Raw genomic sequence first — 13,782 nt, forward strand, 5'->3', positions numbered from 1 at the left:
AACGGCCGGTCGGCGAAGGCGTGCCGATCGGCGGCGAGATGTCGCCCGGAGACGGGCAGGAGGCCGCGGTCCTGCTGGCCAGGACAAGAGAAACGGTCAACCCGAGACTGCGCCGTACGGTCGAGGGCCTGCCCGGATCGATGCGACGTGTGGCCATGTACCACTTCGGCTGGGAGCAGGCCGACGGAACCCCGGCCGCGGGCCAGGCGGGCAAGGCCATCCGGCCCGCCCTGGTCCTCGCGTCCGCCGAGGCGCTCGGCGGGCACGCCGAGGACGCCGTACCCGCGGCGGTCGCGGTGGAACTGGCGCACAACTTCACGCTGTTGCACGACGACGTGATCGACGAGGACGTGCGCAGGCGCGGCAGAGCCACGGCCTGGAGCGTCTTCGGGATACCGGAGGCGATCATCTCCGGGGACGCGATGATGGCGCTGGCGCTCCAGCAGCTCGCGGAGGATCCCCATCCGGCCTCGGCGCGGGCCTCGGCCCGGCTCGCGGCCTGTGTCATCGAACTGTGCGGCGGGCAGCAGGCGGACATCGCCTTCGAGCGCCGCGAGCACGTCTCGCTCGACGAGTGCCTGTCGATGGCCATGGCCAAGACCGGGGCGTTACTGGGATGCGCCTGCGCCCTCGGCGCGCTGTACGCCGGGGCCGGGCCGGAGGAGGTCGACGCGATGGACGCGTTCGGCCGGGAGGCCGGACTGGCCTTCCAGCTGATCGACGACCTGATCGGCATCTGGGGGGATCCGGAGCACACCGGCAAGCCCGCGGGCGCCGATCTGCGGGCGCGCAAGAAGTCCCTGCCGGTCGTCGCCGCCCTCACCTCGGGCACGGCGGCGGGCGCGGACCTGGCCGCCCTGTACGCGGGCGCCATGGAGGCGGGCGACGTGCGCCGGGCCGCCGACGCGGTGGAGCGGGCCGGCGGGCGGGACTGGGCGCAGGCCCATGCCGCCGACCGGATGGGACGGGCCGTGCAGCAGCTCGCGCGGGCCGTACCGGATCCGGGGGCGGCGGACGGGCTGCTGGCGCTGGCCGAGTTCGTGACCCGCAGGACGCGCTGAGGCGAGCCGACGCGTGGTGAGGAGGCCGGTTCCGGTGCCGCAAGGTGCCGGAACCGGCCTTTCCGCACGTCCCGGGCCAACTCTAGGATCACGCAAGGTCGTTGCGCGTGGCGAAAGGTGAGGCTGATGGGTACGGAGACAGGCTCGGAAACGGGCATGGGGACGGGCTCGGAAACGGGCATGGAGATACGTTCCGGCGGACCGGCGGACCGGGACGCGGTGGCGCGGCTGCTCGACGCGGCCTTCTTCGACGACCCGGTCAGCACCTGGGTCTTCCCCGACCCGGAGCACCGGCGCGCCGTCCACGCCGCGTTCCTCGGCGTCTTCGTCGACGTGGCCCTGGCCGAAGGCCGGATCGACCGCACCGCGGACGGCTCGGCCGCCGCGCTGTGGCTGCGGATCCCGGCCGGGGAACCGGAGGGCGAGGACGAGATCCCCGCACGCATGCGGGAGGCCGCGGACCCGGACAACGAGCGGTGCGAGCTGGTGGGGCGGCTCATGGGCGAGATACACCCCACGGCCGAGGAGCACGAGTACCTGCTGATGATCGCGGTCGCACCGGACCGGCAGGGGGAGGGGCTGGGCAGCGAACTGATCCGGCCGGTGCTGGAGCGCTGCGACCGGGAGGGCGTGGCGGCGTATCTGGAGGCGAGCAGCGAGCGCAGCATGCGCCTCTACGAGCGGCTCGGGTGGGAGTTCACGGGAACCCCGCTGCGGCTGCCGGACGGCCCGCTGATGTGGCCGATGTGGCGCAAGCCGCGCTGAGCGTACGCCCGTACGCACGCCCGTAGGGCCCGTACGGCCCCCGTACGCCGCTGCGCACGCGCGCCCGTACGTACCGGCGTACGTACGGGCGCGGGGACGTGACGCGGTGGCCGCGGACGGCCCGGGATCCTGGCGGGAGCCCGGGCCGCCCCCCGTGCGGCCGGGCCGGATCAGCCCTTGGTGCCCATCCCCGAGGCGACCAGGCCGTTGGCCCACAGCTGGTTCACGCGGGAGCGCTCGGCGGAGTTCGGCTGGGTGTTCTGGCACGAGGTGCCGGGCCCGCCGCCCGACATCAGCTCGCTGCACGGACCCGAGTAGTGGTCCGGCAGGCCGAGGACGTGCCCGGTCTCGTGGGCGGTCACGCGGGTGGAGTTGTACTGCTGGTTCTGCGCGTAGTCGAGGAAGATGTACCCCCGGCCGTGCCCGTCGGTGCTGGCGTACGAGCCGCGCGAGTCATTGCCCTCGTAGTACGCGAAGTTCCCGCCCGAGGACACCTCCTGCAGCTTGACGTTGGAGACGGAGGAGTTCCAGATCTGCGTGGAGCGGGATATCTGGCTGCGGAAGCTGGGCGCGTTGCGGGTGTTGTAGGTGACCGTGACCGCCATCAGGCCCGGGTTCGCGGCGCGTTGCTCGGCCACCGAGCGCTGCACGGCCTCGAAGAAGGCGCGGTTGGCGTTCGCGTTCTCCTGCGAGGACTCGTAGGCCGCGTACGAGGCGGAAGTGCCGTTGGGGGCGGCGCTGGCGCTGGTGGCGGGGAGGACGCCGAGGGCGGTGGCGAGACCGAGTCCGACGACGGAAGCGAACGCGGTCCTGCGGGAGTGGCGCATGTGGGGGGCTCCTGCTCATCCGGTGCGGTGGGGGGTGGATGGTCGTTCGGTACCGGAGTCTGCGGGAGCCGGAGCGGCCGGCGGATGATGTCAGCGCCCGATAGCGCGGGGCTATCGACGAGTTTTCGGCAGGGCAACTTCCGTGAGAATGGCGGGATTCGGGGGGCTATCAGTGGCTGGTGCGGTCCACGGGAGCCGCCCTACTCTCGGGACATGGAGCTCGAGGTGAGGCACTTGCGCGCGCTGTGCGCCATCGCCGACGCCGGCAGCCTGCACAAGGCGGCCCGGCAGCTCGGGGTGAGCCAGCCCTCCCTGACGACCCAGCTGCGCCGGATCGAACGGGCCCTGGACGGCGAGCTGTTCCTGCGCGAACGCACCGGATGCAGGCCCACGCCCTTCGGGCGGAGCGTGCTCGGCCGGGCGCGTCCCCTGCTGGAGGACATGGCGGCCCTGGTGGCCGAGGCGCGGGCGCTCGCCCACGGGCCGCGGCTGCGGATCGGCTCCACCGCCAGCCGCGCGCTGCCGGGCTGGCTGCGCAGGCTGCACCGGCGGCTGCCGGACACCGAGACCTCCCTCGTGGTGGACGTCTCGGCCAACGCGCTGCTGCGGATGGTGGCTTCGGGGCAGCTCGACGTCGCCTTCGTGCACGAGGTGGAGGGTTTCCCGCTGCGGGTGCCGCCGGGGCTGGAGATGCACGTGCTGATGGAGCGCGAGCCGCAGTTCGTCTCGATGGCGCGGGACCATCCGGCGGCCCGCAGACCGGTCGTGGACTTACGGGAGTTCGCCGCCGACCGCTGGACGGTGGACCCCTCCGTCGACGGCGAATGGGACGGGCTGCGCCGGGTCCTCGCGGGCGCCGGACTGCGCCCCGCGGTGCTCCACGCCGATTACCACACCGCCGCGTCACTGATCGTCTCGGGCGAGGCCGTCGCCCCCTGCCAGCCGACCTCCGGGCCGCGCGACGACATGGCGATCCGCCCGCTGTACGGGGATCCGCTCGCCGTGCGCCTGCTGCTGGCCACCCGCCCCGGGGCACACGCCGAGGTCTACGACGACCTGCGCGCGGCCTACCGCGAGGCGGCCCTCGGCACCCCGCCGTACCGCGCCTGGCTGCGCCACCACGAGAGCCCCCTGCTGGAGGCGGCCGCGGACCCGGACCCGGAGGCTGAGGCGGAGGCGGCGTAAGGACGCCTCAGGAGTGCTGGTCGCGGCGCCTACGCGGCCCGGCCGCGGACCCGGTCGTAGGCGAGGCCCAGTGCGCCGTGGGTGACCAGCAGCGCCCCCGCGGCAAGCCAGCCGGGGCTGCGGTGGCGGGCCGCCCACAGCATCAGGGGGGCTCCGGCGGCGACCTGGGCCGCGCCCGCGAGCCGGGCCCGGGGGCCGCGCAGCCAGGGGCCCAGCGGGCCGCCCTCCACCACGTCGAGTTCCGCCCGTACCGCGTCGCGCCAGCCGGACCACTCGACGGCCTCGGCGCCCGGGGCGATCCGCGCGGCCTCCCGCAGCCGGTCGGCGGGCTCGCCCGGGGACAGCCCGGCGGGCAGTGCCAGCCCGGCCCGGCCCAGCAGCGCGACCAGCCCGAGCAGCCGGGTCTCTCCGTCCGCGGCCTCGTCGGGGCGGGTGAGCCGCTCCAGTTCCTCCAGGTCGAGCACGGGATCCAGGCCGAGCCGCACGGCGAGGCTCCGCATGACGTCCGGGTCGCCCAGCGGGGTCCCGTCGGCCGCCCACCCGTAGGAGACGGGCCGGCGCAGCCCGGACGCGAGCGTGAAGCCGGTCTCCCCGGACTCCCACCACAGGCCCAGCACCAGCCAGTTCGCGCCGATCGCCAGCGCCGAGGTCCAGCCGGTCAGCACCTCGTCCACGGACTCCTCGGCCCCGGCCCAGGGCTTGCCCTCGGGGACCAGGACGCTCCACCCGCCCGCCGGGGCGAGCAGCAGCCGCTCGCGCAGGATGTGCGCGGCGGCGGGCCGGACGGTGGAGGGCTCGGTGCGGCAGAGCAGCAGCCCGCCCGCCGTGGTCTGGGAGATCGACATGCCCACACGCTAAGGCAAATCCCCGCAACCCACCTAACCCCCACCAACCCGCCTATCCCGCCCAAATCCAAGAGCCTGGAGCGCGTGCGGAACACGTAGGGGTGGAGTTTCTTGACTTCCGGCAACCGCGATATATCGTGTTACTCAGAAGACGCGATATGTTGCGTTACGCCGAACCGCGGTATCCACGCGTTTGCCCGAGGAGGATCAGCACCATGGCACACCAGACGACCTGGTCCATCGCCGAACCCCAGCAGCTCACCTTCGAGGAGCCGGTCTCCGAGCTCCGCATCCGTGTCGTGGGCGGCACGGTGAATGTGGTCGCGGCCGCCGAGGGGCCGGCGCAGCTGCAGGTCACCGAGGTCAGCGGGCCGCCCTTGCATGTGGTGCGGGACGGCGACACCCTCACCGTCTCCTACGAGGACCTGCCGTGGAACGGCTCGCAGAACCTGCGCAAGTGGTTCGACTCCAAGCCGTGGAAGGCCTGGACGGGCTCCGGCTCCGGCTCTGGCTCCGACGGCGGCCGCAAGACCTGGGAGCGCAGCGCCGTCATCTCGCTGACCGTGCCCGCCGCCACCCGGGTGCAGGTCGCGACGGTCAGCGCCACCGCCTTCGTCTCGGGCATCGCGGGCGCCACCGATGTCAACGGTGTTTCCGGTGACGCCACCCTCGTGGGACTCTCCGGGGCGGTCAAGGCGCACACGGTCTCCGGCAGCGTGGAGGCCCAGGCCCTCACCGGAACCCTCGGCTTCCACTCCGTCTCCGGCGGCCTGACCGTGGTCGAGGGCGCGGGCGGCAGCGTACGGGCGGACTCGGTCAGCGGTGACATGCTCCTGGACCTGGACCCGGACCAGACGTCCCCGCGGCCGGTGGACATCGCGCTGAACTCGGTCTCCGGCCAGGTCGCGATCCGCCTCCCGCACCCCACCGACGCGCGGGTCGAGGCCAACACCGCCACCGGCGGGGTCTCCAACGCCTTCGAGGACCTGCGGGTCTCCGGCCAGTTCGGCGCCAAGCGGATCACCGGCACCCTCGGGTCCGGGACCGGCACGCTGCGGGCGACGACCGTCTCCGGGTCCATAGCCCTGCTGCGCCGCGAGCCGGCCGATGCCGCCGCTCCGTCCACCCCCCTCGTGCTCGAAAAGAAGGTGCTCTGAGATGCCGCCCGTCTTCGCCCACGGCCGTCTGCGGCTGTATTTGCTGAAGCTGCTCGACGAGGCCCCGCGGCACGGGTACGAAGTGATCCGCCTGCTGGAGGAGCGCTTCCAGGGGCTGTACGCGCCCTCCGCGGGCACCGTGTACCCGCGGCTGGCCAAGCTGGAGGCCGAGGGGCTCGTCACGCACGCCACCGAGGGCGGGCGCAAGGTGTATTCGATCACTGACGCGGGCCGCGCCGAACTGGCCGACCGCGGCGGCGAACTGGCCGATCTGGAGCTGGAGATCCGCGACTCGGTCTCCGAACTGGCCGCCGAGATGCGCGATGACGTCCGGGGCGCCGCGGGCGAGCTGCGCCGCGAGATGCGGGCGGCGGCCGCCGCGTCCGAGTCCGACACCCGGGTCGAGGGCGAGGCCTGGCGGCTGGCCAAGGAGGAGCTGCGCAAGGCCCGTCAGGAGTGGAAGGAACAGGCCCGCCGGGCGAAGGACGAGAGCCGCCGGGCCCGCGAGGAGGCCCAGCAGGCCCGCCGCCAGGCGAAGGAGGCCCAGGACCGGGCCCGCGAGGAGGTCCAGCGCATCGCGAGCCAGTTGCAGGACCAGTTCACGAAGTCCGGGGTCCGCGAGGGGCTGTCGGAGTTCACCGACAGGATCGGCGGGCTGGCGGGCGTCTGGCTGGGCTCCACCGCGACCCACGACGGGGCCAAGGCGCAGTCGTCGGCGTCCGGATGGGCCGAGGACCTGAGCCCCAGCGAGGACCCGGCGCGCGATCTCGACCGGCTGCTCGACCGCTTCCGCGACGACGTGCGCGACGCGGCCCGCGACCACGGGCTGACCGCCGACCGGCTGGAGGCGATCCGCGCCGACCTGGCGACCGCCGCGGACCGCATCACGCACACGGTCCGGGCGCCCCGGTAGGGGCGCCCGAGCCGGGGGCGCCCGGACCAGGGGTCCCGGTCAGGCGTCGGCCCTGTCAGGCGGTGGCCGCGGCGGTGGCCTCCACGCGGGCGTAGGTCACGCCCTGCGCGGCCAGTACGTCGGCCACCGGTCCCGGGGCGGTGAGCAGGGCCAGCAGGAGATGGGTCGGCGTGATGCTCTTCTCGCGGTGGCCCACGGTGATCCGGAGCGACCGCGCCAGGGTCGTCTTCGCGCCCGGCGCGAAGCGGACGCGGCCGCCGCCGCGCGGGCGGGTGCCGCTGCCCGCCGTGGCCAGCGCCCCTTCGCCATGGGTCTCCTCGACCCGGGCGATGATCTCGGAGAGGTCGATGCCGAGGCCCGCCAGGGCCTCCTCGTCGGCCTCGGACAGGCCGCCCCGGCGGCGGGCCACGACCAGGGCGGCCGTGGCCGCCTCCCGGTCCACGCCCAGCGGATCGAGCGCGCCCAGCTCCAGCAGGGCGAGCAGCAGGTGTTCCTCGGTGACCTCGGCGGCCCCGGCACGCCGGGCTTCGGTGACCGCGCCCGTGACGGTGTCACGCGCTCCGGCCGTGAACCTCTCGAACATCAGGCCCTCCCGTGCTTCTTGTGTACGGCCTGCCGGCTGACACCCAGCTCGGCCGCGATGTCCTGCCAGGACCACCCCTGGTTGCGGGCGCTGCGCACCTGGACCGCCTCCAGCTGCTCCAGCAGCCTGCGGAGGGCGGCCACGGCACGCAGGCCCACGCGCGGGTCGTGGTCACCGGCCCGCTCGGCGAGATCGGTTGCTTCCGTCATGCTGTCAATTTAGGTTGACAGGGGAGGGCTGTCAACCCACATTGACGCGCAGGATGTGGATGTGGGTGTGGATGTGGTCAGACGGTCAACACCACCTTGCCGAAGAGGTCGCCCGACTCCAGCTTCGCGAACCCCTCCCGCGCCCGGTCCAGCGGCAGCACCTCGTCGATCACCGGGCGCACCCCGGTGGCCGCGCAGAAGGACAGCAGGTCCTCCAGCTCGTCCTTCGTGCCCATCGTCGAGCCGACGACCTTCAGCTCCAGGAAGAAGATCCGGGTCAGTTCCGCGTGAGCGGGCCGGTCGCCGCTCGTCGCGCCCGAGATCACCAGGGTGCCGCCCGGGCGCAGGGACTTCACCGAGTGCGACCAGGTCGCCGCGCCCACCGTCTCGATCACCGCGTCCACGCGCCGGGGCAGCCGCGCGCCGGGCTCGTACGCCTCCTCCGCGCCCAGCTCCACCGCGCGCTCACGCTTCGCCGCGTCCCGGCTCGTCGCGTACATCCGCAGCCCGGCGGCCTTGCCGAGCACGATCGCGGCGGTCGCGACCCCGCCGCCCGCGCCCTGCACCAGGACCGAGTCCCCGGGCCGCACACCGGCGTTGGTGAACAGCATGCGGTAGGCGGTCAGCCAGGCCGTCGGCAGGCAGGCGGCCTCCTCGAAGGACAGCTCGGCGGGTTTGCGCAGGACGTTCCAGGCCGGGACGGTGACCTGCTCGGCGAAGGTGCCCTGGTAGCGCTCGGTCAGGATCGAGCGGGGCTCGTCCGGTCCCACCCCGTGGCCGCTCTGGCCGATCACGGAGTGCAGGACGACCTCGTTGCCGTCCTGGTCGGTCCCGGCCGCGTCGCAGCCGAGGATCATCGGGAGTTTCTCCTGGCCGAGGCCCACTCCGCGCAGCGACCACAGGTCGTGATGGTTGAGGGAGGCGGCCTTGACGTTCACGGTCACCCAGCCGGGGCGGGCCTCGGGCGCCGGGCGCTCGCCCAGTTCGAGGCCGCTCAGCGGCTGGTCACGGTCGATACGGGCGGCGTAGGCAGCGAACATGCGGCCAGACGCTACCGCCCGGTAGGCCGCCGCCGCCAGGGCTCCCGGCACTCCGGCGCTGTCTTTCGGATCACGTCGGCGGGGGTCCGTGACCCACCCGCGCACCCACCCGCAGGCCCCCGGAACGGAACCATTGTTCGGACCTCAACTACCCGCACGAGCAGCGCTCTTGCATGGTCCCCGGAGTTAACCGGAACGTCGTGAGCAAGCCAGAAACCAGGGTACGATTCTGGCCAGGCGCCACCAGGCAGCCCTCCCGGCACGGGGGCCGGGAGGGACGTACGCGGAGGGGCCCGGTCGCGAGACGCGGCCGGGCCCCTCCGCGCGTGGACCGGACGATCGCGCAGCACGCGTCTGAATTCAGCCCTGGAGGGGGCGCGCCTGGCCGAGACTGCTATATCGCCGAAGGTGTGCGGATCGCTACTGTCCGCTGTGGATCGACGCCCTGAGCTGCGCGAACGCCTGTTCGGCAGCCCTCAAGCAGGAGCACCATGGCGATGTTCATTTCTCCGGAGTCGCGGCAGTCGACGTACCTCACGCAGAACCAGGCCGGCGTCCGGGGCGGCAAGTTCATCAAGTCGACGACCGGGGGTCTCTCGGACCCCGACGTGCCGAGCGACATCGTGAGCCGCACGCCGCCGCCGGACGGGAAGATCGCCGGCGCGGACAACCCCTACGCCTACAAGCTCGACGGGGTCCGGGACGAGTTCGGCAACGCATGGAACGCCAGCCCGGTCGCCGACGGCCAGGCGGTCACGGTCAAGATCAGTTTGCCGTTGTCCAAGATCCGCAGGATCAGCGCCTACCTCACCAAGCCCAATTGGGACGCCCTCCAGGTCCTGACCCGAGTCCAGTTCGACCTGGACAACCCGGTCTACGCACGCACCTTCACCCATGCGCCCTACTTCACCGGCGACGAGGAAATCCCGGCAGGCCTCACGCCCACCGACCCGCTGGAATTCTCCTTCAACCTGCCCCAGCGGCCCGTTGGCCACCACGTCCTCCTCCTGGAATTCGACGACCCCGCCAGCGGGGACGCCCTCTACCAGGTCATCGACTTCCGCTACACGAACTGACGTCAGCCCAACGGCCCGGCCGCTTCGAGCGGCCGGGCCGTTGGGCTCTCGCGAGATCATTTGGGAGCCGTTGGGGGAGCGGGCGGCCCTGGTCTCCTAGAAGCTGACCAGAAGAAGCGGGTCCGCCCCGGCCGGGGCGTCCGGTCAGCCTTGCGGCGCGCGCAGGGCCGCGAGATGGCTCTGGTACAGCGGACCCGAGGCGTATGCCGCGTGAGCCGGGGACGGCGCAGCGTCTTCGATCACCCGCTGGGCGCGTGCCTTGAGTTCCGCTCCCCACGCCATGACGTGCTGACGGGCGGACCGTCCGCAGGCCTTCGGCTCCCCCGGCAGACACAGCGGGAGGGGCTGGCCGAGCTTGTTGGCCGAGTGCCGTACGTATCCGGCGATGGTGGCCCAGTCCTCTTCGGTCCGGTAGGCGTAGGGGTCCGGTTGCCCGTCGCCGACCCACACGCTGAAGTCGTCGCCGTGGTCGTCCATGATCCTCCTCGCCTGCGCGATCACTGGGGAGCGCCGATCGTAGTGGCGGCCGGTCCAGCGCTGGCCTCCCGCGGGTCGCAGACGCCCACGGACGGGACACAGGGGCCGCACGGGCCGCAACTCGGGAGGAACTGCGGCGGGGTGCATGCCTCCGCGGGCCCCCGGCCGTGCTCGGTCGCGATGTCGGCGATCTTTGGAGCAGCGCCCTGGGAGGCGCGGCCGAAGGCCCGCAGCTTGTCGCCACCGACGTGGTCGACGCCGAGGTCAGTCAAGTCCTGGGCCGCCTGGATGACGCGTTGGCCGGGGTTGACGGTGACGACCCCGCCGCGGATGGGCATGCCGAGGTCGATGGCTTTCTGGATGTTGCCGCGGGTCTTCTTGTGGGAGCCCTTGAGCCGGGTGAGGGCGTCGTGCTCGGCCGGGGTGTCGGAGTAATAGCTGGTGGCCAGCTTCACGCCGTACCGTTGGAACGCGTCCCACAGGGACTGCCGGATGTGGACCAGGTTGGAGAACACCTCGATCCGCAGACCACTGGCGTAGGCGTGCGCGATCAGCTCCTCAAGGCCGGGGTGGAGGGTGGGCTCGCCGCCGATGAACTGGACGTCGCGCGTACCCATGTCCGCCAGCTGGTCGATGACGAAGCGCCACTCGTCCACGTTCATGGTGCCGTGGGTGCCCTTTGGGGAGGAGTCGGCGTAGCAGCCGACGCACTCCTCCTGGCATTTGCCGGTCACCTCAAGCCACGCGAACTTGAGGGGAGTCCTCACGGGCGCTTCGGTGGTGATAGTCATGGGGTGCCTCCGATGTGTTGGGTGGAGGTGCTGCGACCCGTCCCGGCCGTGGTCCTCGAAGATGCGCGGCCGGGACGGGGGTCAGTGGGTGCCGAGGACGATGACGGTGAGGGTGCCGATCGCGATCAGGACGTACAGGAGCTGACGCGGCCACTCGTTCACCGCGCCGGCGCCTGCCGTTGGCGGCGTCGGGCTTGGTGCTCGTCCTCTTCGCGGAGCAGGGCGTCGATCGCGCGCGCGAGGGCGACGGACTTCGGCCAGTGGTCCTCGGGGGCGAGGCGGACCGCGGTGTCCCACGCGGCGAGGGCCTGCACGGCGGCCGGTGTCCGGCGGCCCTGGGCCTGGAAGTGGAAGCATCGGACCCCGTGGGCGACGAGGCTGCCCCCGTCGCTCAGGTACGCCACCCAGTCCGCAGCGATCGCGCTGTCCGGCGGCTGCCGGCGTGGGCGAGTACGTACGCCGCCTCCTGGGCGAGCCGCGCCTCCCGGCTCACTGCCGGCCCCGCCAGACCGGCTCGCAGGCCGGGTCCCGGCTGTCGTGCGCCCAGTCGGACGGCCGGGTCCCGGACGCGGAGTGCCGGATGAACTCCCGCCCGCCGGTCCGGATCGGGCGGTCACAGACGACGCAGATCTGCCCGGCCGCCGTCGCGGCGTTCACAGCTGCTCCAGGGTGTCCGGGGCCGCGGTGAACTCCAGGCCGCTCGCGTCGCGGATGTACGCGGTCCGGGTGTGCTTCGGGGTCCCGGCCACCGTGCCGATGTACTCCTCGACGACGGCCATCAACTCGCCCCCGTGTTGCGTCCGGGGGTCGCGGACCTGCTCGTGCAGCAGCGGGTGGTCAACGTGCCCGAATGCCTCGGCCGGACTGCTCTCGCGTACTTCCATCCCCATGCTCCCTACCGTCGTCAGCGGGTTGTGAGAACAGCCAACGGTGCGCGCCTGCTGTGGGACCATCTCCGATGCGGCATGCGAGTACGGGTATGCGCGCAGCGGGTAACGGCATATGCGGGCACCAGTCGCCACGTGAGAATGGGCCGACGTTGAGCATTTCGTCAGCGGTGAGGGAAGCGTCCCGCGCGAAGGATTACGGCAGAGTCATCGAACTGGTGCGCAAGAGTGCGCAGATGACGCAGATCCAGCTGGGGCAGGCGTGTGGGCTGTCGTAGTCCGCTGTGTCACGGTTGGAGAAGCGCGGTCCCGGGGCATACGCGACAGACGTACTGGCGATGGTGGCGACGCACCTCGGTGTCCCTGCCTCGCTGTTGGGCCTCGCGGACGTTGTGGGACGAGACGGGTACGAGCAGGTGGACCGGAGACAGTTCATGGGAGGGACGGCAGCGGCCGCTGCCGCGCCCGTCCTCTCCGCGCTGCCCGACCTGGGAGAGGGTGTCGGGCAGGCGGCGACGCTGCGCCTGGGTACGGCCTCGTACCGGCGCCTGGATGCGTCGACCCCGTCGCGGGAACTGGCGGAAGCAGTCCAGTCTCATCTCCGGCTCGTGCAGACCGTGAGCCGGGCGGCGACCGACGACCGGCAACGGGCTCGGCTGGCGGCCGTCGGCAGTGAGGCCGCGAGCCTGGTGGGCTGGCTGTCGTGGGACATGGGCGACCACGGATCGGCGCGCAACTGGTACGCCTCCGCGGTCAAGGCAGCGCGTGCCGCAGGGGAGCCGTTGCTGGCGGCCTACCAGGCCGGGAGCATGGCCCAGTTCGAGGCGGACGCAGGCAATGGAGTGCAGGCCCTGAACTGGACGCAGAAGGCCCGGGGTTTCCTGGACGCGCGCAGGCCGCCCGTCGCGGACGCGTGGCTCTTGTCGGTGGAAGCGGTGGCGCACGCCGCGGTTGGAGACGAGAAGGCAGCTGACCAGGCGCTGACCACGAGCCGGTCACTCGCCTCGCGGCTGGGGGCGGAGGACCCGGCGCCCTGGCCATGGGTGTTCCAGTTCAGCGAGGCCAAGGTCGCCGCGGCGCGGGTTGCCTGTGGGGCCCGATGGGGGCTGCCCGGCTGGGTGCTCGACGCTGACACGAAGGTACTTGCCACGGGGCACGCGAAGCAGCGCGCATTGTTGCTGCTGGACATCGCAGCCGGGCATCTGGCGGCGCGGCGCGTCGAGGCCGCCTTCGCCCTGGCTTCCAAAGCGTTGGACGCGGGAGTCCAGTACCGTTCGGGACGGATCGTGGACCGTGCGCGGACCGTCCGAAGGTCGTACCGCACCGCGTCACCGCCCAAGGTGGTCCGCGAGTTCGACGAGCGGCTGCACGACGTCTACCTGTAGGGGAGGGCGCGCCATGCGCGTGGGGATCACAGGGCACAGGGGATTGAACGCCCCGGTGGAGCAGCAGGTACGCGACCTCCTCCAGGCCGCGGTGCACAGCACCGATGACACCGACCTGGTGGGGGTCTCCTGCATCGCGGACGGCCCGGACAGCTGGTTCGCGGAGTACGTCCTGGCGAACGGCGGCCGCTTGGAGGTGGTGCTTCCCGCGGAGCAGTACCGCGAGAGCCTGCCCGAGGAGCACTGGCCCGCCTACGACCGGCTGATGAGCCGCGCGTCAGACGTGCACCGCACCGGCATGAAAGCCTCCGACTCGGCGGCGCACATGGCGGGCAGCGAGATCCTCGTCGGCCTGGTGGACGAGCTGCTGGCCGTATGGGACGGACAGCCCGCGCGCGGGTTCGGCGGGACGGCGGACGTGGTCGCGTACGCCGAGCGCACGGGCGTCCCGGTCCGCGTGCTCTGGCCCGAGGGCGCAAGCCGCTAGGTTCCGGGAACAGCGTCTTGGAAGCGACATCGGCCCGGCCGCGGGAAGCGGACGGGCCGATGTCATGTGCGCTCTGACCAGCAGCGCGGGGAGG

The 13,782-nt window shown here is 72.5% G+C and carries 18 protein-coding genes; 8 read left to right on the plus strand and 10 right to left on the minus strand.

The genetic code is table 11. The features are described from left to right. Nucleotides 1-38: 38 nt before the first annotated feature. Together OHS33_RS24495 and OHS33_RS24500 are read left to right on the plus strand one after the other, a co-directional pair. Nucleotides 39-1,061 (plus strand): family 2 encapsulin nanocompartment cargo protein polyprenyl transferase, encoded by a 1,023-nt coding sequence (locus OHS33_RS24495; protein WP_330335184.1) that lies wholly within the window; start codon nucleotides 39-41, stop codon nucleotides 1,059-1,061. Between the two features lie 180 nt (nucleotides 1,062-1,241). After that, nucleotides 1,242-1,826, plus strand: coding sequence for a GNAT family N-acetyltransferase (locus OHS33_RS24500; protein ID WP_330335185.1), 585 nt, complete (start codon nucleotides 1,242-1,244; stop codon nucleotides 1,824-1,826). 170 nt (nucleotides 1,827-1,996) lie between these two features. Here OHS33_RS24500 and snpA read toward each other — a convergent pair whose 3' ends face one another. Beyond that, nucleotides 1,997-2,653 (minus strand): snapalysin, encoded by a 657-nt coding sequence (snpA, locus tag OHS33_RS24505; protein ID WP_330332555.1) that lies wholly within the window; start codon nucleotides 2,651-2,653, stop codon nucleotides 1,997-1,999. Between the two features lie 213 nt (nucleotides 2,654-2,866). On the opposite strand from snpA, the gene OHS33_RS24510 reads away from it, so the two are divergent. Beyond that, entirely contained in the window at nucleotides 2,867-3,838 is a 972-nt protein-coding gene (locus tag OHS33_RS24510; RefSeq protein WP_330332556.1) for a LysR family transcriptional regulator, read from the plus strand. A gap of 29 nt (nucleotides 3,839-3,867) precedes the next feature. Here OHS33_RS24510 and OHS33_RS24515 read toward each other — a convergent pair whose 3' ends face one another. Continuing rightward, nucleotides 3,868-4,683, minus strand: coding sequence for a hypothetical protein (locus OHS33_RS24515; RefSeq protein ID WP_330332557.1), 816 nt, complete (start codon nucleotides 4,681-4,683; stop codon nucleotides 3,868-3,870). A gap of 215 nt (nucleotides 4,684-4,898) precedes the next feature. Between OHS33_RS24515 and OHS33_RS24520 the strand changes: the two genes are divergently transcribed. Beyond that, nucleotides 4,899-5,840, plus strand: coding sequence for a DUF4097 family beta strand repeat-containing protein (locus OHS33_RS24520; protein ID WP_330332558.1), 942 nt, complete (start codon nucleotides 4,899-4,901; stop codon nucleotides 5,838-5,840). A gap of 1 nt (nucleotide 5,841) precedes the next feature. Continuing rightward, nucleotides 5,842-6,753 carry a PadR family transcriptional regulator gene (locus OHS33_RS24525; RefSeq protein ID WP_330332559.1) on the plus strand — a complete coding sequence of 304 codons (912 nt, stop codon included), beginning with the start codon at nucleotides 5,842-5,844 and terminating at the stop codon, nucleotides 6,751-6,753. A 55-nt stretch (nucleotides 6,754-6,808) separates the two neighbouring features. Here OHS33_RS24525 and OHS33_RS24530 read toward each other — a convergent pair whose 3' ends face one another. The 3 genes from OHS33_RS24530 to OHS33_RS24540 all read right to left on the minus strand — a co-directional run bounded on the left by OHS33_RS24530 (nucleotide 6,809) and on the right by OHS33_RS24540 (nucleotide 8,585). Further along, nucleotides 6,809-7,336 (minus strand): Clp protease N-terminal domain-containing protein, encoded by a 528-nt coding sequence (locus OHS33_RS24530; RefSeq protein ID WP_330332560.1) that lies wholly within the window; start codon nucleotides 7,334-7,336, stop codon nucleotides 6,809-6,811. Next, nucleotides 7,336-7,545: a helix-turn-helix domain-containing protein gene (locus OHS33_RS24535; protein ID WP_330332561.1), complete on the minus strand. Its 210-nt coding sequence runs from the start codon at nucleotides 7,543-7,545 to the stop codon at nucleotides 7,336-7,338. Before OHS33_RS24535 ends, OHS33_RS24530 begins: the two co-directional genes overlap by 1 nt. 77 nt (nucleotides 7,546-7,622) lie before the next feature. Continuing rightward, on the minus strand, nucleotides 7,623-8,585 hold the full coding sequence (locus OHS33_RS24540) for a zinc-binding dehydrogenase (protein ID WP_330332562.1): 963 nt from the start codon (nucleotides 8,583-8,585) through the stop codon (nucleotides 7,623-7,625). Between the two features lie 497 nt (nucleotides 8,586-9,082). Here OHS33_RS24540 and OHS33_RS24545 point away from each other — a divergent pair, with 497 nt between their 5' ends. Then, nucleotides 9,083-9,661, plus strand: a complete 579-nt coding sequence (locus tag OHS33_RS24545) for a lytic polysaccharide monooxygenase (RefSeq protein WP_330332563.1) — start codon at nucleotides 9,083-9,085, stop codon at nucleotides 9,659-9,661. A gap of 144 nt (nucleotides 9,662-9,805) precedes the next feature. Here the strand turns inward: OHS33_RS24545 and OHS33_RS24550 are convergent, their stop codons facing one another. The 5 genes from OHS33_RS24550 to OHS33_RS24570 form a co-directional block, all read right to left on the minus strand. Next, nucleotides 9,806-10,138 (minus strand): hypothetical protein, encoded by a 333-nt coding sequence (locus OHS33_RS24550; RefSeq protein ID WP_330332564.1) that lies wholly within the window; start codon nucleotides 10,136-10,138, stop codon nucleotides 9,806-9,808. A gap of 20 nt (nucleotides 10,139-10,158) precedes the next feature. Next, nucleotides 10,159-10,929: a radical SAM protein gene (locus OHS33_RS24555; protein ID WP_330332565.1), complete on the minus strand. Its 771-nt coding sequence runs from the start codon at nucleotides 10,927-10,929 to the stop codon at nucleotides 10,159-10,161. Nucleotides 10,930-11,087: 158 nt separating this feature from the next. Continuing rightward, nucleotides 11,088-11,333, minus strand: a complete 246-nt coding sequence (locus OHS33_RS24560) for a hypothetical protein (RefSeq protein ID WP_330332566.1) — start codon at nucleotides 11,331-11,333, stop codon at nucleotides 11,088-11,090. 85 nt (nucleotides 11,334-11,418) lie between these two features. After that, nucleotides 11,419-11,586, minus strand: a complete 168-nt coding sequence (locus OHS33_RS24565) for a hypothetical protein (RefSeq protein WP_330332567.1) — start codon at nucleotides 11,584-11,586, stop codon at nucleotides 11,419-11,421. Beyond that, complete coding sequence (locus tag OHS33_RS24570; RefSeq protein WP_330332568.1) at nucleotides 11,583-11,819, minus strand: hypothetical protein; 237 nt, start codon at nucleotides 11,817-11,819, stop codon at nucleotides 11,583-11,585. The genes OHS33_RS24565 and OHS33_RS24570 overlap by 4 nt, the downstream gene beginning before the upstream one ends. Before the next feature lie 413 nt (nucleotides 11,820-12,232). Between OHS33_RS24570 and OHS33_RS24575 the strand changes: the two genes are divergently transcribed. After that, nucleotides 12,233-13,201, plus strand: a complete 969-nt coding sequence (locus tag OHS33_RS24575; protein WP_443065349.1) for a hypothetical protein — start codon at nucleotides 12,233-12,235, stop codon at nucleotides 13,199-13,201. 13 nt (nucleotides 13,202-13,214) lie between these two features. Next, a complete protein-coding gene (locus tag OHS33_RS24580) occupies nucleotides 13,215-13,688 on the plus strand; it encodes a hypothetical protein (RefSeq protein ID WP_330332570.1) in 474 nt (157 codons plus the stop codon). The last annotated feature ends 94 nt before the right edge of the window (nucleotides 13,689-13,782 follow it).

This window comes from Streptomyces sp. NBC_00536 (assembly GCF_036346295.1).
GTDB lineage: Bacteria > Actinomycetota > Actinomycetes > Streptomycetales > Streptomycetaceae > Streptomyces.